This window comes from Aeromonas sp. R1-1, from assembly GCF_040908495.1.
Classification (GTDB): Bacteria; Pseudomonadota; Gammaproteobacteria; order Enterobacterales; family Aeromonadaceae; genus Aeromonas; species Aeromonas veronii.
Genome location: NZ_JBFODV010000237.1, coordinates 1 through 17615, shown reverse-complemented (window position 1 = coordinate 17615; position 17615 = coordinate 1). Strand labels below are relative to the sequence as shown.

Here is a 17615-nt window from a genome sequence, read left to right as displayed (position 1 = left end):
TGTTTGTTATGCCTGCTTTTGTTGCGGTTTGATGGGACCAACGAATAGAGGACGGGTCTGGTGAGTCAGGTCAGGCTGATAGCCGTTGAAGAAGAGGTTGAGCAGTACCGAACTGATGGTGGCCAACAGAATACCGCTATGAAAAAGCGGTTGTAGCTGCGCCGGAAGTTGTTGGAAAAAATTCCCGGAGACCGTCGGGATCATGCCAATTCCGAGACTGATGGCGACGATATAGAGGTTGTGACGGTTGCTGTTGTAATCGGTGCGCGCCAGGATGCGAATGCCGGTGGCCAGCACCATACCGAACATCACGATACCGGCGCCCCCCAGCACGAAGGGCGGTATGGAGGCGACCAGCACCGACATTTTGGGGATGAGGCCAAAGGCGAGCAGGATCCCCCCTGACATCACGCAGACCCAGCGACTAGATACTCCGGTCACGCTCACCAGACCGATATTCTGGGAGAAGGAGGTGTGGGGGAAGCTGTTGAATATCCCACCAATAATGGTGCCGATGCCATCCACCCGCAGCCCGCGCACGATATCACCGCGCCTGGCCGGATGGCCGACGATGTCGCCAAGGGCCAGAAACATCCCCATGGATTCGATAAAGGTGATGAGCATGATCACCGTCAGGGTGGCGATGGAGATGGGATCGAAGGTGGGCCAGCCGAAGGCGAAGGGCACTATGGGGGCAAACCAGGCTGCTTCTCCGAGGCCATCGAGGCTCACTTCGCCCATGGCGATGGCCACCACGAAACCGAAGATGATCCCGAGCAGCACCGAGATATTGCTGAAAAAGCCCTTGGTGAAGCGGGTCACCAGCAGGATAAAGACGAGCACCAGAAAGCTGGTGCCGATATAGCGCAGGCTGCCATATTCCGGATTGCCCTTGCCCCCCGCCATCCAGTCGATCCCCACCTGCATGATGCTGATCCCGATGGAGGTGATAACCACCCCGGTGACGACGGTGGGGAAGAGCGGCATCAGCCTACCTATCAGCGGCACCAGCAGGGTCGAGATGATACCGGCGGCGATGGTGGCGCCGAAGATGCCCGTCAGCCCCAGATCCGGGTTGGCTCCGATGGCCAGCATGGGCATCACGGCGGCAAAGGTGACCGACATGATGACCGGCAGCCGGATCCCGGCAAAGCGGCCAATCCCGACACATTGCAGCAGGGTGACGATGCCGCAGCAGAAGAGATCCGAACTGATAAGGTAGGAGATCTGCTCCTTGGGCAGCCCCAGACTGCCGCCAATCACCAGCGGCACCGCCACGGCGCCGGCGTACATCACCAGCACATGTTGCAGGCCCAGGGTAAATAGTTGGCCCATGGGGAGCATGCGCTCCACTTCATCCACCGAGCGCTTGCGCGCACCCGGTCGGGGGGATTGGGGATTGGTCTCGTTCATCAACAGATCACTCCTTGAAGCCCGCGCAACTGCTACAGGCAAGATAGTGAAAGCCGCAGCTTTCCCGGTCATTGATCTCGTGTATTGACAGAGGTGCCAGCTCCCTCGGCAGTAGTGAGAGGGATCCGGTGCAGCACGGGTCAGTGCACAAAACATGCACAACGCCGCTCACGAGAGAAAACGTTTGGCGATAACGCCTTGTTTTTGCGGGATGAGTCACATACCGGCCAGATAAGTGTCCGGCTGCTGGCAGGGGAAGGAGGTGGGGGCATCTCAGATTGGTAAGGGGTTTATCATTATCGGTCTGGCGATCTCACTTTGATAGCCGGGCACCAGAGGGTTGCTCGCAATGCGTCCCTCTGCATGTGACGGCGCTCGCGGGCCGCAGGGCGCAATCGGGGGCGGGGGCGTGATCCAAAGCAAGAAAGTTGGATGTTTTGGTGGCGCACGGGGCCGCCGCTGGGGTAGTTTCGATAAAACCGACACAGATCCTGAGGTCTTATCCATGATCATCTATCTGCATGGCTTTGATGCCACCAGCCCAGGCAATCACGAGAAAGTGCTGCAGTTGCAGTTTATTGATGATGATGTGCGTTTCGTGCACTACAGCACGGTTCACCCCCGTCATGATATGAGCCATCTGCTCAAGGAAGTGAAAAAACAGCTCGATATGAGTACCGATCCCAAACCGCTGATCTGCGGCGTGGGTCTTGGTGGCTACTGGAGCGAGCGGATCGGCTTTCTGTGCGGCATTCGCCAGGTGATCTTCAACCCCAACCTCCATCCGGAAGAGAACATGCAGGGCAAGATCGACCGGCCGGAAGAATATGACGATATCGGTACCAAGTGTGTAACTGAATTTCGTAAGAAAAATTCAGGAAACTGCCTGTGTATCCTTTCCGTTCAGGATGAAGTGCGCGATAATCGGGACACTGAACGTGAATTGAAGAACTATTACGACATCGTGTGGGATGAGCGCGAGACTCATAAGTTCAAAAATATCTCGCATCATCTGCAGCGGATGAAGGCCTTCAAAGAAGCCTGATCCATCACGTCGACCGATTTCGTTTTAGGGAGCCAATGGCTCCCTTTCGTTTTGAGGAACCGAGGAAAATCATCATGATGAATATTGTCGTTGTAGGCGGCGGCGCCGGTGGCCTGGAGCTGGCCACCAGTCTGGGTCGCAAGCTTGGCAAGAAGAACAAGGCCAAGATCACTCTGGTCGATCGCAACCGCACCCACCTGTGGAAACCCCTGCTGCACGAAGTAGCCACCGGCTCCATGGATGCGGGCATCGATGCCCTGAGCTACCAATCTCACGCCAAGAACCACGGTTTCGACTTCCAGCTCGGCACCCTGACCGACATCAAGCGTGACGATAAACGCATCGTGCTGGCCCCGATCCACGACGACAATGGCGACATCGTGGTCAACGAGCGCGAGCTGCCCTACGACTATCTGGTGATGGCCATCGGTTCTGTCTCCAACGACTTCAACACCAAGGGCATCAAGGATAACTGTATTTTCCTCGATAGCCCCTCCCAGGCGCACCGTTTCCACAACAGCATGATGAACCGCTTCCTGCAGTTCGCCACCGAATATAAGCCGGGCGATAAGGTGAAGATTGCCATCGTCGGCGGCGGCGCCACCGGCGTCGAGCTCTCTGCCGAGCTCTACAACGCGGTCGAGCAGCTCTACGCCTACGGCTTCAAGAACCTCACCACCGACAGCCTGAAGGTGACCCTGGTGGAAGCGGGCCCGCGCATTCTGCCGGCTCTGCCGGAGCGCATCAGTGGCGCCGCCCATCAAGAGCTGGTCAAGCTGGGTGTGGACGTGCGTACCGCCACCATGATCACCGAAGCGACCAGCGACGGTCTGCACACCAAGGATGGCGAGCTGATTGAAGCGGATCTGATGGTGTGGGCGGCCGGTATCAAGGCACCTGACTTCATGAAGGATATCGCCGGTCTTGAGACCAACCGCATCAACCAGCTGGTGGTGAAAGAGACCCTGCAGACTACCCGTGACGAGAACATCTTCGTCATCGGTGACTGCGCCGCCTGCCCGCAGCCGGATGGCAAGTTCGTGCCGCCGCGCGCCCAGTCTGCCCACCAGATGGCCAGCCAGGCGTTCAAGAACATCCTGGCCAAGATGAACGGCGGCGAGATGAAGCCCTACCTCTACCACGACCACGGTTCGCTGGTCTCCCTCAGCCGCTTCTCCACCGTGGGTAGCCTGATGGGCAACCTGATGCGCGGCTCCATGATGGTGGAGGGCTACATTGCCCGTCTGGTCTACATCTCCCTCTACCGGATGCACCAGATCGCCCTGCACGGCTACGTCAAGACCGGCCTCATCATGCTGGTGGGTCGCATCAACCGGGTACTGCGCCCGACCCTGAAGCTGCACTAAGCCGGGATTTGGCAACATGTTGAATACCAAAAGGAGAGGCGATGGCCTCTCCTTTTTTATGGGCGCAGATCAGGAAAGAGAGCGTTACTTGCCCAGATAGGTGCGGTCGAAGAAGGTATTGACCCAGTGGGGGCGGTAGATGGCCAGCACCGTCATCGCCATGCCGTTGAGCAGGGCTTCGGGAAACAGCAGCAGTGGCCAGATGGAGAGGTAATCCGCCGTGATGGTGTGCCAGGGGTAGCTGTCGCTCAGCCCCATCAGCAATGCGCTGGCGGCCACCTTGACCGAGATGGTGATGGCGCCGCCGAGAAAGGCGGCCACGAAGATATAGACAAAGAGATGGCGCGGCAGCCAGGCCCAGCTGGCCAGAAACAGCAGCCAGCTGGTGGCCACCGGCAGGGCGATGCCAACCAGCGCTTGCCAGCCAAAATCGGCCAGATTGGTGACGCCGAAGTAACCGAGCACCAGCAGGGTCAGGCAGGGGGCGAGCAACGCCAGCCGCCAGCCGAGCAGCAGGGTGAGGGAGGTGAGCCCGAGAAAATGGACCTCCAGCCCCTCATGCAGACCGGCCCTTAGATACCAGAGCGGCACCAGCGCGATGGCACTACCCAGCAACAGGTGCTGATAGAGGGGGTTGTCATGGAGGGTTTGCCACAGAGAGCGGCGCAGGCTGAAGGCCAGCAGTACCAGCCAGATCAGGAGGGCGGCGAGTTGTCCTTCACTCATCTTGTCGTCCATTCATGCAGTAGAGTCCGGGCGGCCTTCCCGACCGCCCCATAGCAGAGCAGGCTGACGAATCAGCCTGCTTTTACCATCAATATTTGACGTTGTTGTGGTACTTGCCGAGGATGCCCTTGACCCGTTCCATGGTCTCCTTGCTGGGGGGCTTGATCCCGCTCAGCTCGTACGGGTCGCCCAGTACGTCCCACTTGTGTTTGCCGAGCTCATGGTAGGGGAGCAGCTCCACCTTCTCCACGCTATCGCCCAGCTCGGCGATAAACTGGCCCAGCCCTTCGGCGCTCTCGTCGTCGTCGCTCCAGGTCGGTACCACCACGTAGCGGATCCACATGGTCTTGCCTTTGGCTGCCAGATAGCGGGCAAACTCCAGGGTGTATCTGTTGCTGACGTGGGTCAGCGGAATGTGTTTCTCGTCATTGATCTGTTTGATGTCGAGCAGCACCAGATCGGTCTGGTCGAGCAGCTTGTCCACCTGTTCGTCGAGATGACGGACGAAGCCGTTGGTGTCGAGACAGGTGTGGATCCCTTTCTCTTTGCAGGCGGTAAAGAGTTCGGTAATGAAAGCCGGTTGCAGCATGGCTTCACCGCCGGACGCTGTCACGCCACCGCCGGAGGCATTCATGAAGTGGCGATAGCTGGTGATGTCACTCATCAACTCCGGTACGGTCACTTCGCGGCCACCTTCGGTATCCCAGGTATCGCGGTTGTGGCAGTACTTGCAGCGCATCAGGCAGCCTTGCATGAATACGATAAAGCGTATTCCCGGGCCATCGACAGTGCCGCAGGTTTCGACGGAATGGATCCGGCCAACGGTGCCGTGAGCTCCGGCTGGCTGGCTGATTTCAACGGCAGGGATCCGATTAATGACAGACATAAACAACTCCAACGATTCGAGCAGGCCGTTATTTTATTACATAAACCCCTATTGATCCTACACCTTTAGTCCGGCGCCCGGCTGCCAAGCAGCTGCTCCAGCCCCTTGACGTTGAGCGGCCGACTGGTGAGAAAACCTTGATAATGCTGGCATCCCAGCGCTTTGAGGATGGCCAGCTGCGCCTCCTCTTCCACCCCTTCGGCGGTGACGGTAAAACGGAAGACCTGGGCCAGATCGAGTATCGCCTTGACGATGGCTCTGTCCTGTTCGCTGTGTACAAGGGTCTGAATGAAGCTTCTGTCCAGCTTCACCTCATCGGCGGGCAGATCCCGCAGATAGGCCAGCGACGAGTAGCCGGTGCCGAAGTCATCGATGGAGATGAGGATGCCGAGCTCCTTGAGCTGGCGCATTCTGGCAATACTCTCCTGCCGATTCTCCAAGACTACCGATTCGGTTACCTCCAGCAGCAGGCGGGAAGGGGGCACACCAGTATCGCGCAAGATGTACTCCACCTGTTGCACGAAGCCCTGGGTGTGGAACTGGCGGGCACTGACGTTGACCGACAGATGGGGGATCTGCAGGCCACGGTTGAGCCAGAAGCTGTATTGGGCGCAGGCGGTCTTCATCACCCAGTAGCCGATTTCGAGGATCAGGCTGGTCTCTTCGGCGATGGGGATAAACTCCCCGGGTGGCACCATGGTGCCGTCGCTGCGCTGCCAGCGCAGCAGCGCCTCGATACCCGACAGCGAGCCATTGTCGACCCGGTATTGCGGTTGGTAGTGGAGTTGCAGCTCGTGGTGACGCAGGGCATCGCGCAGCTCATTGGTGAGGGTCAGCCGGTTCTTCTCATGCTGGGCCATCGCCTCGGTAAAGAAGACGTAGTGGCCCTGACCGGCGCGCTTGGCCATGTGGGTCGCGGTGTCGGCCTGTTGCATCAGGACCAGATGATCCGTCTCGTTGCCGGAGAAGAGGCTGATCCCCACCGAGGCGCTGCAGTGCAGCTTGTGATCGCCGATGTCGAACGGGGTGCGAAACAGCCCCATCAGCTCGCGGGCGAAGTGCTCTGCCAGAATTTTGGCGGTGACTTCCCCTTGTCCCAGCTGGGTAAAGAGCAGGGCAAACTCATCCCCCGAGATGCGCGCCTGCACCAGATTGTCCTGGGGCAGCTCCCTGAAACGCTGCACCACGGCCTGCAGCAGCAGATCGCCGCAGGCGTGACCAAGGGAGTCGTTTATCGACTTGAAGTTGTCGAGATCCACCAGCAGCAGGGCGCCCCACTGGCCGTTGGAGGCGCTCAGGGTCTGCTGCAAAATATGGTTGAGGCTGCGCCGGTTGTGCAGACCGCAGAGATCGTCGTAGTAGGCGAGCTGCTCGATATGTCTGGCCGCCTCTTTTTCCTGGGTGATGTCGTAGAAGCTGCAGATAAAGTGGCTGAGCTCCCCTTGCTCATCCTTGACGCCGTTCACCATCAAGCGTACCGGAAAGAGGTGACCATCCTTGTGCAGGCAGCGCTCCTCCCCAAGCCAGAACTCCTGCTCGTTGACGGTGCGGCTGACATCCTCCTTGAGATGATCCCCGTAGTAGGTGGGGCGCAGCTTGCGAATGGAGTGACCGATCACCTCTACCTCGCCAAATCCGGTGATCCGGCTGAAGGAGTGGTTGACCTTGAGGATGATGCCGTTGTGATCCATCACGATCAGCCCATCGTGGGTATTGAAGGCCACTTCCGCCAGCCGCAGGGCATCGTCGGTGGCGAGGCGCTTGAGCTCGATGGCTGCCCGCTCGTGCTGGCTGCTCAACAGATCCAGCAGCTGCTCGGGCTCCTCAAGGGGGGTATCGAGCAGCAGGGTGATCTGGCCAATGGGGGCGCAGCTCTGGCCATGGAGCGGAATGCCGATGTAGGCGCTGGCATTGAGAGCAAGCAGCCGGGTCGCCTTGGGATAGCGCACGGGCAGATCTTCCACATAGATGGCCTGACCATGCTGGAACAGCTCCTGAGCGGGGCCGGGGTCGAGCTGGATGGGCTTGAGTGTGGAGCAGATCTCCTCGTTGATGACGCAGCGGGGGATGATCCAGAGATCCTGACCGCGGGGCTGGAACTCGCCGATCCAGCCCACCCGGGCACCGCTGGCGCTCATGGCCCAGCTTACCAGCGTCTTGCAGTAGTCGATGCCGGTCTGCTGGTGCAGTTCGGGCGGGAGGGCCAGCTCGGTGCGGTGCTCTTCCGGTTGCGGTTGCCAGTGGCCGAGCAGCTGGGCGCTGCTGCGCACCAGCTGCAACATCTCCTCGCTAAGCGGGGTGGGATCGAGATACTCCAGACTCAGCACCCCGAACAGCTTGTCCTGCTCCAGCAAGGCACCATCGAGGCGTGAGCGCACACCGGCACTGGTCAGATAGAGGTGATTGCTCAGCATCGGCTGGTGGGCGGCCTCCGAGAAACTCAACGCTTTGCGGGTACGCAGGGCGCGGATATAGCGGCTGTCACCACGAATGGGGTAGAGCGCCTCGACCCCCAGGGTGAACACAGGGGTGAGTTGCTCGCTGCCGAGATCGCCGTTGGCCTGATAGTGCCAGAGGATGAGCCGATCGGCCCCCAAACTCTCTTTAAGGGCCTCGAGCAGGGGCGCATACTGTTGCTGGCTCGCCATCTGGCTGAGGCGCGGCAGTTGCAATGCCAGATCGGCGATGGGCTCCTGGCGAAGGTTCTGCAGACAGATGAGCCAGAAGCCATCCTGCTCGTGAGCGAGGGCGATGTGCCAGAGCTGGCTGGCAAAGCGCACGGTGATCTTGCCGCCATGGCCGTTGGCCAGCAGTTGTTCGATGGGCAGGCGCAGGGCATCGGGTAGCTGGGCAGGCCAGGGGGCGCGCGGCTCATCGAGCCAGTAGAGCGGCGTTTGCATCACGTCGGTCAGGGCGACCAGCCGTTGGCTGCGCAGATCCAGACGAAAGAAAAGGGGAGTCTGGAGGGCAGGGGGAAGATGACTGAGAGCGGTAGACGACATGAACGAACAACATCCTGTTAAGCAACCGTCGGGGCTGCAAGAATACTGCAAAATCGAGGGAAACAAAATTTCATTGAAATCTAAATTAGAGATTGCTAATTTATCGGTCATTATCTTCTAGGAGGAGTCTTGCAGATGAAACGGATCCTGATTATCGGTGGGGTTGCGGGGGGCGCATCGGCGGCGGCTCGCGCTCGTCGTTTGAGTGAAGAGGCTGAGATCGTGATGTTCGAGCGGGGCGAGTTTGTCAGCTTTGCCAACTGCGGTCTGCCCTACCACATCGGGGGGGATATCCCCAATCGGGATGCCTTGCTGCTGCAGACTCCCCAGAGTTTCAAGCGCCGTTTCAACGTCGATGTGCGAGTCTTCCACGATGTGATCGAGATCGACAGGGCAGGCAAGACATTGCTGGTGCGCAACCTGCAAACCGGTGAAGAGCAGCGCGAGCATTACGATGTGCTGCTGCTGAGCCCGGGCGCCGCGCCGATCCGGCCGCCTTTCCCCGGTATCGATAGCCCCCGGGTGCATACCCTGCGCAATATCCCCGATATGGACCGGATTCTGGCCTCTCTTCACCACGATCAACCGCGCCACGTCACTGTGGTGGGCGGCGGCTTTATCGGGCTGGAGATGATGGAGGCGCTGCATCAGCGCAAGCTGGATGTCACCCTGCTGGAGCTGGCCGATCAGGTGATGGCGCCGGTGGACAAGGAGATGACCAACATGCTCCATGCCCGCATCCGGGAAGAGGGGATCGACCTGCGCCTGCGCACCGGCCTCACCGCCATCGAGAGTCTGGAGCTGCCTGCCGAGAAGACCTCCGCCGTCCCGACCGCCAAAAGCGGTGGCCTGCGCCTGACCCTCAATGATGGTTCCCATCTTGATACTGGTCTCTTGATCCTCGCCATCGGCGTCAAACCGGAAACCCTGCTCGCCGCCAAGGCTGGGCTGGAGCTGGGGCCGCGCGGCGGCATCAAGGTCGATGCCGGGATGCGTACCTCGGATCCCTTTATCTATGCGGTGGGGGATGCGGTGGAGGAGATTGACTTCGTCACCGGCGAATCTGTGCTGATCCCGCTGGCAGGCCCGGCCAACCGGCAGGGACGCATCGCCGCCGACAATATGCTGGGCCGAAGCGAAACTTACAAGAAGACGCAAGGGACCGCCATCTGCAAGCTGTTCGATCTGGCGGTAGCCAGCACCGGCCTCAACGAGAAGCGACTGGTGCAACTGGGATTGCCGTTCGAGAAGGTTTATGTCCACCCGGGCAGCCACGCCGGTTACTACCCGGGTGCCCACCCGGTCAGCCTCAAGCTGCTGTTTGCCCCGGATGGCAAGATTTATGGCGCCCAGGCCATCGGCAAGGATGGCATCGACAAGCGCATCGATGTGCTGGCGGTGGCCCAGCGTGCCGGTCTCACCGTGTTTGACCTGCAGGATCTGGAGCTCACCTATGCGCCGCCGTTCGGGTCGGCCAAGGATGTGATCAACATGGCGGGCTTTGTGGCAAGCAACCACCTGAAGGGGGACACCCTGCTCTGCCACGTGGCCGAGGTACAGGCTCGTAACCCCCATCAGCTGGTGGTGGATGTGCGCAATGGCCCCGAGCTCGACAAGCTGGGCCGCATTCCGGGGGCGCTGCATATCCCCCTCGACGAGTTGCGTGGCCGCCTCCATGAGCTGCCCAAAGAGAAAGAGCTGCTGATCAGCTGTCAGGTCGGGCTGCGTGGTCACGTCGCTTGCCGCCTGCTGAGCCAGCACGGCTTTAAAGTGAAGAATCTCTCCGGCGGCTTCAAAACCTGGCAGATGGCCACCGCCGAGTAACCGTTTTATTTCTGTGCCTGTTTGCCCCTCTCCCTTGTGCGTGCAAGATGAGGGGCTTTTTGTTTCTGCTTTTCGCCCTTCTTGCATTCCCCTCGTTGCTGCAATATTTCGACACACTTTATTTCCTGTGCCGGACAAAATTAACGTTTTGTTCAGGGGATGGGTGCTATAACCCCTGCCTCGTTCATGATGAACCGTGTAGTAGGGAGAGTGACATGCTGGATATGCTGATGGCCATTTGGCATCAGGATTTTGACGCCCTGGTTCAGATGCAGGCGGTACCCCTGCTGATCAGTTGCCTGATGCTGGTACTGCTGCTGGAGTCCGCATTCGTCTTCCTGCCCCTGCCGGGGGACAGCCTGGTACTGCTGGCCGGTGGGTTGGTTGGCATGGGGGTGTTTGGCCCTGAAGTAACACTTATTTATCTGCCGTTGGCTGCTGGCATAGGTTCTGTGCTCGCCTATTGGCAGGGACGGGCCCTGCAGCGTACCCGCTTTATGGATCATATCGAGCGGATGTTGCCTCCCGACAGCCTGCCCAAAGCGACCCGGCTGCTGAACCGGTATGGTTTTCTGGCCATGTTTGCCTCCCGCTTTATTCCGTTCGTCCGGGTGCTGACCCCCATGCTGATGGGGATAGGTCGCCTGAGCGTGTTGCGCATGTGCGTGGCGAGTTTCGCCAGCGCCGTGCTCTGGTCACTTTGTCTGAGTCTGGTGGGCAAGCTGGCGATGACGGTGCCTTTCTTTGTGGCACACAGCGAACTGCTGACCCGCATGCTGCTTATCACCTCTCTGGTGCTCTTCCTTATCGCCATCACGGCCATCCTCTTTCGCTGGTTCAAGGGCGGCGCCAAAAGAGAGCAATCCCCCCTCCGTTGATTTCGGTCTGCTGAGTGTTCGGTCGCTCTGAAAGGGCGGCCGTTGTCGCAGCAAGGTTGCTTCTGCCTGTTGTCGCGAGAATCCTCTTTGTGTCAGGGGCGCTCGATGCTTTATCCTGTTTGCTGCCTCGCTGCTGTTGCAGCGGATCCCAGCCAGGATGGAATCTATGCGCCTCTTTCACGCTCGCCCGGTTTCCCGTCGCTCTGCCCAAGGAGCACACCCTCTGAATCGTCGCCGCTGGTCGGCCCTGCTGCTATCCGGGTTGGCCGGTTTGCTGCTGGCCGGTTGCGGCCCCGACAAGCCCGTCACTCATGTCACAGCCAATGGGCCGACTACAAAACCTGCCGCGCAGCAGGAAACGGGCGCACCAAGCGCCGTGGTGCAGGCCAATGCCCGCCAATATCGGGATGCCCCGGCGCTGGCGCTGGTCTTCTCCGGCCCCCTGGCGCCCAAGGCAAACTGGCAGAGCTGGCTCGGGGTCAGTGAAGGGGGCAAGCAGGTGCAGGGGGAGTGGATCCTGGCCGACGATGGTCGCACCCTCTATTTCCCGAACGTTCAGCCCGATAAAAGCTATGAGGTGAGCCTCAAGGCGGGGCTGGGCCCATCCCCCCGGAGCTGGACTCTCAAGACCCGTCCGCTGGAGGCGGGGGCATCCTTTACTGCCAGCGGCATGGTATTGCCGCTGCGTGACGAGCTGCGCCTGCCTATCAGCGCGGTCAACGTGGATGAGGTCAATATCGACTTCTTCCGGGTCGATGCGGAATATCTACCCCGTTTTCTGGCCGAGTATCGCCCCGGTTCTGGCATGGGCAACTGGGAGCTTGAGCAGATCACTCAGCGGGCCAAGCGGGTGTTCAGCGGCCGCTACGCGCTGGAGCTTGATGCCAACCGGCGCGAGACCCGCCTTATCAATGTGAAGGAGCCGCAGCTGGCGGAGGCTGGCGTCTACTTTGCGGTGATGTCGCCCCTTGGCAATTACGACTGGCGCAAGGAAACCACCTATTTTGCGGTGAGCGACATGGGGCTCAGTGCCCGTCGTTACCGCGATCAGCTGGAGGTGTTCGTCAGCTCCCTGGCCAGCGCTGACCCGCTCAAGGATGTGCAGCTCTCCCTGCTCGACGAGAAGGGCAACCGGCTGCAGGTGCAAACCACTGATCCGCAGGGCCATCGTCGCTTCGATCAGGTGCAGGGTGCTCGCTTGTTGCTGGCCGAACAGGGCAACCATCTGGCGGTGCTGCGCCTCGATGGGGCTGCGCTCGATCTCTCCACCTTCGATCTCGGCACCCAGCCCTGGCAGGCCCAGCAGCTTTATCTCTTTAGCGGGCGCGATCTCTATCGCCCCGGCGAGCGGCTCGACAGCGAAATCCTGCTAAAAGGGCAGGATGGCCAGCTGCTGCCGGGGATGGCGGTGGAGCTGGAGGTGAAACAGCCGGACGGCCAACTGCTCGAACAGAAACGGCTGCTGCCGGACAATTTGGGCGCGGCCCACTACGGCCTGCGTTTGCCTGACGATGCACCGCTCGGGCGTTGGACCATTAACCTCAAGACCGCCGCCGGCAGTCGTTTCGAGTGGCCTTTCTTGGTGGAGGAATTTCTGCCGGAGCGGCTCAAGCTACAGCTGGGCAAGGGGCCGGATGGGGAAGTGACGAGTCTGGACGCAGCCCTGACGCTGCCGCTGCAAGGGGACTATCTCTACGGTGCGCCAGCGAGCGCCACCAAGGCGAAGGCAGAGGTGAAGATCAGCCGCGCCACCATGCCCTTTACCCAGTGGCAGGAGTTCACGCTAGGTGACGTACTGCTCGCCGAGCAGGCCAGGGATCTCGAGCCTCTCAATCTCACCCTCGATGCGCAGGGGCAGGGGACTTTTTCGCTGCAAGATGAACTAGATGGGGTGCGCGCCCTCGGGCCGCTGGAGGTGGCCTATCGGGTGTCGCTCTCCGAGCCCGGTGGCCGCGCCGTCAATCGCAGCCGCACCCAGTATGGCTGGCCCGCGGGCAGCCAGTGGCCGGCGCTCAAGGCTGATTTTGTGGCGGATCGGGTAGAGGGGGGCAAGCCGCTCCCCTTCCAGATCCTCAACCTCGATGAGCAAGGCCAACCGGTGGCGGGGGCGGTGAAGGTGCGCCTTATCAACGAGTACCGCGACTACTACTGGCACTACGCCGATGGGGAGGGGTGGAAGTACGAGTTCAACAGCCAGCCTTATCTGGAGCAGGAGCAGACCCTGCAGCTGGATGGCAAGGGGCCGACCCCGCTCACGCTGCAACTGGCGGCGGGCTGGTATCGGTTGGAGGTGGAGAACAGTCAGGGCCATCAATCCAGCCTGCGGGTGGAGATCGGCAGTTACGCCTGGGGCGGCGGTGGCGAGCAGGCGCGGCCTGACAAGATTGCCATCACCCTCGACAAGCGCGCCTATCTGGCAGGTGACAAGGCCAAAGTGACGCTGGTGGCCCCGCGCCCCGGCAAGGGGTTGCTGATAGTGGAAGATGGCGACGGCCTGCGCTGGTGGCAGCGTATCGAGCTCAAGGGGGCCGGTGATGATGCCAAGGATGCCCGCGGCGAGTTCGAGATCCCGGTCAGCCCCGAGTGGCAGCGCCATGACTTGCATATCTCGGCCCAGATCGCCGCGCCAGACAGCGCCTCCAAACCGGTCAGCGGCCAGCAGGGGCAGAGCCTGCGCTCGGTCGGGCTGGTGCCGCTCACCCTGGACCGGGAAGCTCGCCGACTGCCGCTCACCCTGAGCGCGCCTGATAAAGCGGTGCCGCTCACTCGACTGGAAGTGACCGCGACCTCCACCCCCAATAGCCAAGGCCGCGTGGTGCTGGCGGCGGTGGATCGGGGCGTGCTCAATATCAGCGATTATCAACCCCTCGACCCGTTCGGGATCTTCTTTGGCCGCAAGCGCTTCGCCCAAGATTTGTTCGACAACTACGGCCAGGTGATCCCGCCGCAAGATGGCAAGCTGGCCCGCCTCAACTATGGGGGCGATCGGGCGCCGCTGAAAAAGGGCGGCGCGCTGGAGAGCCGAGTCGAGATAGCCGCACTGTGGAGCGGCGAGGTGAGTTTTGACCAGCAGGGTAAAGCGGTGATCCCGCTCGATTTGCCCAACGTCAACGGCGAACTGGCGCTGATGGCGCTGGCCTGGAACGAACAGCAAGTCGGGGAGGCCGAGCGCGCCGTCAAGGTGGTGGCGCCCTTGGTGGCCGAGATCGGCTGGCCGCGCTTTGGCGCCAGAGGCGATGAGACCCGGGCGCTGGTGCAGCTGCGCAACATGAGCGGCGAGGATCAGACCCTCTCCCTTGCCTGGACCCTCAATGGCGGACTCAAGGCAAATGGCGAGCTGCCCGGCACTCTGTCCCTTAAAAATGGCGAAGAGCAGTGGCTGACCCTGCCGCTCACCGTGACTGGGGCAAGCGGCGTGGCAAGCCTGCAGCTGGCGGCCAGTGGCAAGGATTTTGCCATCAGCCGCGACTGGACTTTGCCGCTGCGCTCCCCCTGGGCGGCCGAGACTCGCCAGCACTATCAGATGCTGGCCCCCGGCCAGCAGATGAGCTTTGCGCCAGCTGAGCTGGCCGGGCTGGATCGCGCCAACCTGCAGGGGCTGCTCAGCCTCTCCGGCACGCCGCCCTGGGATCCGGCAGCCCAGTGGCAGGCGCTGGCTAACTACCCCTACGCCTGTCTGGAGCAGACCCTCTCTCGTGCCTGGCCTTACTTGCTGACAACGGCCGATGAGCGGGCCGCCTGGAGCAAACCCGCAGAGGGCAAGAAAGCAGCGAACGAGGCGGATGTGCAACGCGCCCTGCTGCAACGGCTGCAGCGGTTGCAACTGCCCAGCGGCGGCTTTGGTCTGTGGGATGGTCGCTCCGACGAGGAGCAGTGGCTCACCGCCTATGCCGCTGACTATCTGCTGGCGCGCAAGGAGGCGGGCGACGCAGTACCGGAGGCCATGCTCAATCAGGCGCTGAACCGGCTGCAAAGCTATCTCACCGACAGTCAGTATGGTGAGCGCTGGAGCAGTGCCCCTGAGCACAGCCGACTTGCCTATCAGGCTTACAGTGCCTATGTGCTGGCCCGGGTGGGCAAGGCGCCGCTCGCTACCCTGCGCCTTATCTGGGAGCAGCAGGCCGATCACGCTCGCTCCGGTTTGCCACTCTTGCACCTCTCGCTTGCGCTCTCGGCCATGGGGGATGAGCAGAACGCCGCCAAGGCCCTCAGCCGGGCATTGGCGACCGAGCGCGGTGATGACTATCTGGGGGATTACGGCTCACCGCTGCGCGATCAGGCCCTTGAGCTCTCCTTGCTTCGTCAGCACAAGCTGGCTGCGGAGCGCTGGCCTGATCTCAGCGCCAAGGTAGCCGATACCCTGGCCCATCGTCAGTGGCTCAGCACTCAGGAGCGGCTCGCTCTGTTGCGACTCGCCCGCTTCGATCCTGCCGTCGACTGGCAGGCCAGGGTGACCTCCTCTCTTGGCAGTGGATCCCTGAGCGGTTCGGCCCCGTTGCAGCAGGGTGCCCCCGAGGCACTGGCCGCCAGCACCGTCACCAACGAGGGCAAGGGATCCCTCTATGTACAGCGCACTCTGGTAGGTTACCCAGAACAGGCGCCGGCGCGGATCCGCAAGGGGATGAGCGTGACCCGCAGCTGGTTCAACAGCGACGGTCAGCCGTTTGATCCCGCCAAGGTGAAGGTGGGCGATCTGGTGGTGGTGCGGCTCAATGTCAGCAGTGAATCGGCGGTGCCCGATGCCCTGCTGGTGGAGATGGTGCCCGCTGGCTTCGAGCTGGAGAACCCGGCCCTTGGCAACAGCATCAAGCTCGAAGAGCTCTCCATCGAGGGGAAACCGGCGTGGCAGAGCGAGTGGAACGACTATCTCAAGCATCAGGAGTTTCGCGATGACCGCTACACGGCAGCGCTGGATCTGAGCGAGGGGAGCAACCAGCAACTGGTCTACCTGATGCGTGCAGTGACGCCGGGTCGCTATCAGGTGCCGCCGACCCAGGTGGAGGATATGTACCGGCCCGAGCTGCGGGCAGTGGGTGAGGATATCCACGAGGTGCGTATTTCTGAGTAACAAACCCTCCCTTGAGCGGGTTCGCCCGCTCACTTTCTGGCAGCGCGGCTGGCTGAAATTGGGTCGCTGTGGCCGCGCTGTCTGGCGCTGGCTTGGCCGTCTACCACGCTGGCTGCGTGTCTCGGTGCTGGGGGTTGTCGCACTGCTGCTGTCATTGCTGGCGCTGGATCGACTCTTCCCGCCGCCGCCACTCGACCCTGCCTATGCACGGGTGGTGCTCGACATGAAGGGGCGGCCGCTGCGCGCCTTTGCCGATACCAGCGGCGTGTGGCGCTACCCCGTGACCCTGGAGCAGGTCTCCCCCCGCTATATCGAGGCGTTGCTGGGTTACGAGGATCGCTACTTCTGGCGTCATCCCGGGGTTAATCCGGTGGCCATGGTGCGCGGGGTCTGGCAGTGGCTGCGCTATGGGCGGGCTGTGTCGGGCGGCTCGACCCTCACCATGCAAGTGGCGCGCCTTATCGAGCCCTACCACAGGAGCGTGCCCGGCAAACTGCGTCAGATGGCCCGTGCGCTGCAACTGGAGTGGCACTACGACAAGCGCACCTTGCTCACCGTCTACCTCAACCGGGCGCCGTTTGGCGGCAACCTGGAGGGTGTGCAGGCGGCAAGTTTTGCCTACCTTGGCAAGAGTGCGGCCAAGCTGACCTATGCCGAGGCGGCGCTGTTGGCGGTGCTGCCGCAGGCTCCCAGCCGCAATCGGCCGGACCGGCATCCCGAGCGGGCCCGCGCCGCCCGTGACAAGGTGATGCAGCGGCTGGTAGCGCAAGGCGTCTGGCCCGAACAGGTGTGGCTGGAGGGGCGTATCGAGCCGGTGCTGGCCCGCGGTCACTTCACGCCGATGGAGGCGCCGCTCTTTGCCCGTCTCGCCGCCGACCATCAGGCCGGGGCCCTTGTGCACACCACCATTGATGGCGATCTGCAGCGCTGGTTGGAGGGGCGGGTGGCGAGCTACATTCGCCGCTTCCCCGAGCAGACCTCAGCGGCGTTGCTCTTGGTTGATAACAAAACCATGGCGGTGCGCGCCTATGTGGGCAGCGCCGAGTATGGCAATTTGCGCCGCCACGGTTATCTGGACATGGTGCAGGCGATTCGCTCTCCCGGCTCTACGCTGAAGCCCTTCATCTACGGTCTGGCGATGGATGAGGGGCTGGTGCACTCGGCCTCCCTGCTCTCCGATGCGCCAAGGCTGGGGTCTGACTATCGTCCCGCCAACTTTTCCGGCGCCTTTCAGGGGCCGGTGACCCTCGCCCAAGCGCTGCAGCAATCCCTCAACGTGCCGGCGGTGCAGGTGCTGGAGGCGCTCGGGCCGGACAAACTGGTCAGCCGCTTCGACAACGCCGGGGTGAGACTGGCGCTCTCCGACAAACCCAATCCGGCCATCGCGCTGGGGGCGGCGGGCATTC

General features: G+C 61.6%; 10 protein-coding genes. 6 read left to right on the top strand and 4 right to left on the bottom strand.

Annotation, left to right across the window (positions count from 1 at the left end):
- Positions 1 to 6: 6 nt before the first annotated feature.
- A complete protein-coding gene (locus AB5Y92_RS15635) occupies positions 7 to 1413 on the bottom strand; it encodes a nucleobase:cation symporter-2 family protein (RefSeq protein WP_368227097.1) in 1407 nt (468 codons plus the stop codon).
- Between the two features lie 505 nt (positions 1414 to 1918).
- Between AB5Y92_RS15635 and ycfP the strand changes: the two genes are divergently transcribed.
- Both ycfP and AB5Y92_RS15625 read left to right on the top strand, forming a co-directional pair.
- Positions 1919 to 2458: an alpha/beta hydrolase YcfP gene (gene ycfP, locus AB5Y92_RS15630; RefSeq protein ID WP_005334000.1), complete on the top strand. Its 540-nt coding sequence runs from the start codon at positions 1919 to 1921 to the stop codon at positions 2456 to 2458.
- A gap of 74 nt (positions 2459 to 2532) precedes the next feature.
- On the top strand, positions 2533 to 3825 hold the full coding sequence (locus AB5Y92_RS15625; RefSeq protein WP_005333998.1) for an NAD(P)/FAD-dependent oxidoreductase: 1293 nt from the start codon (positions 2533 to 2535) through the stop codon (positions 3823 to 3825).
- An 84-nt stretch (positions 3826 to 3909) separates the two neighbouring features.
- Here AB5Y92_RS15625 and AB5Y92_RS15620 read toward each other — a convergent pair whose 3' ends face one another.
- From AB5Y92_RS15620 to AB5Y92_RS15610, 3 genes are all read right to left on the bottom strand, one after another.
- Positions 3910 to 4551: an energy-coupling factor ABC transporter permease gene (locus tag AB5Y92_RS15620; RefSeq protein WP_005361550.1), complete on the bottom strand. Its 642-nt coding sequence runs from the start codon at positions 4549 to 4551 to the stop codon at positions 3910 to 3912.
- Between the two features lie 88 nt (positions 4552 to 4639).
- Positions 4640 to 5437, bottom strand: coding sequence for a pyruvate formate lyase 1-activating protein (pflA, locus tag AB5Y92_RS15615; protein WP_080768686.1), 798 nt, complete (start codon positions 5435 to 5437; stop codon positions 4640 to 4642).
- Positions 5438 to 5502: 65 nt separating this feature from the next.
- On the bottom strand, positions 5503 to 8439 hold the full coding sequence (locus AB5Y92_RS15610) for an EAL domain-containing protein (protein WP_368227096.1): 2937 nt from the start codon (positions 8437 to 8439) through the stop codon (positions 5503 to 5505).
- Positions 8440 to 8574: 135 nt separating this feature from the next.
- On the opposite strand from AB5Y92_RS15610, the gene AB5Y92_RS15605 reads away from it, so the two are divergent.
- The 4 genes from AB5Y92_RS15605 to pbpC all read left to right on the top strand — a co-directional run.
- Complete coding sequence (locus tag AB5Y92_RS15605) at positions 8575 to 10263, top strand: FAD-dependent oxidoreductase (protein ID WP_368227095.1); 1689 nt, start codon at positions 8575 to 8577, stop codon at positions 10261 to 10263.
- 215 nt (positions 10264 to 10478) lie between these two features.
- Positions 10479 to 11141: a DedA family protein gene (locus AB5Y92_RS15600; protein WP_368227094.1), complete on the top strand. Its 663-nt coding sequence runs from the start codon at positions 10479 to 10481 to the stop codon at positions 11139 to 11141.
- Between the two features lie 166 nt (positions 11142 to 11307).
- Entirely contained in the window at positions 11308 to 16209 is a 4902-nt protein-coding gene (locus AB5Y92_RS15595; RefSeq protein WP_368227093.1) for an alpha-2-macroglobulin, read from the top strand.
- Positions 16175 to 17615 (top strand): penicillin-binding protein 1C (gene pbpC, locus AB5Y92_RS15590; RefSeq protein ID WP_368227092.1); only part of this gene is annotated, 1441 nt, incomplete at its 3' end. The genes AB5Y92_RS15595 and pbpC, both read left to right, overlap by 35 nt.

Excerpts from the sequence above, each read along its gene's own strand:
- AB5Y92_RS15635 (WP_368227097.1), bottom strand. The coding sequence starts at position 1,413 with ATGAACGAGACCAATCCCCAATCCCCCCGACCGGGTGCGCGCAAGCGC.
- ycfP (WP_005334000.1), top strand. The coding sequence starts at position 1,919 with ATGATCATCTATCTGCATGGCTTTGATGCCACCAGCCCAGGCAATCAC.
- AB5Y92_RS15625 (WP_005333998.1), top strand. The coding sequence starts at position 2,533 with ATGATGAATATTGTCGTTGTAGGCGGCGGCGCCGGTGGCCTGGAGCTG.
- AB5Y92_RS15620 (WP_005361550.1), bottom strand. The coding sequence starts at position 4,551 with ATGAGTGAAGGACAACTCGCCGCCCTCCTGATCTGGCTGGTACTGCTG.
- pflA (WP_080768686.1), bottom strand. The coding sequence starts at position 5,437 with ATGTCTGTCATTAATCGGATCCCTGCCGTTGAAATCAGCCAGCCAGCC.
- AB5Y92_RS15610 (WP_368227096.1), bottom strand. The coding sequence starts at position 8,439 with ATGTCGTCTACCGCTCTCAGTCATCTTCCCCCTGCCCTCCAGACTCCC.
- AB5Y92_RS15605 (WP_368227095.1), top strand. The coding sequence starts at position 8,575 with ATGAAACGGATCCTGATTATCGGTGGGGTTGCGGGGGGCGCATCGGCG.
- AB5Y92_RS15600 (WP_368227094.1), top strand. The coding sequence starts at position 10,479 with ATGCTGGATATGCTGATGGCCATTTGGCATCAGGATTTTGACGCCCTG.
- AB5Y92_RS15595 (WP_368227093.1), top strand. The coding sequence starts at position 11,308 with ATGCGCCTCTTTCACGCTCGCCCGGTTTCCCGTCGCTCTGCCCAAGGA.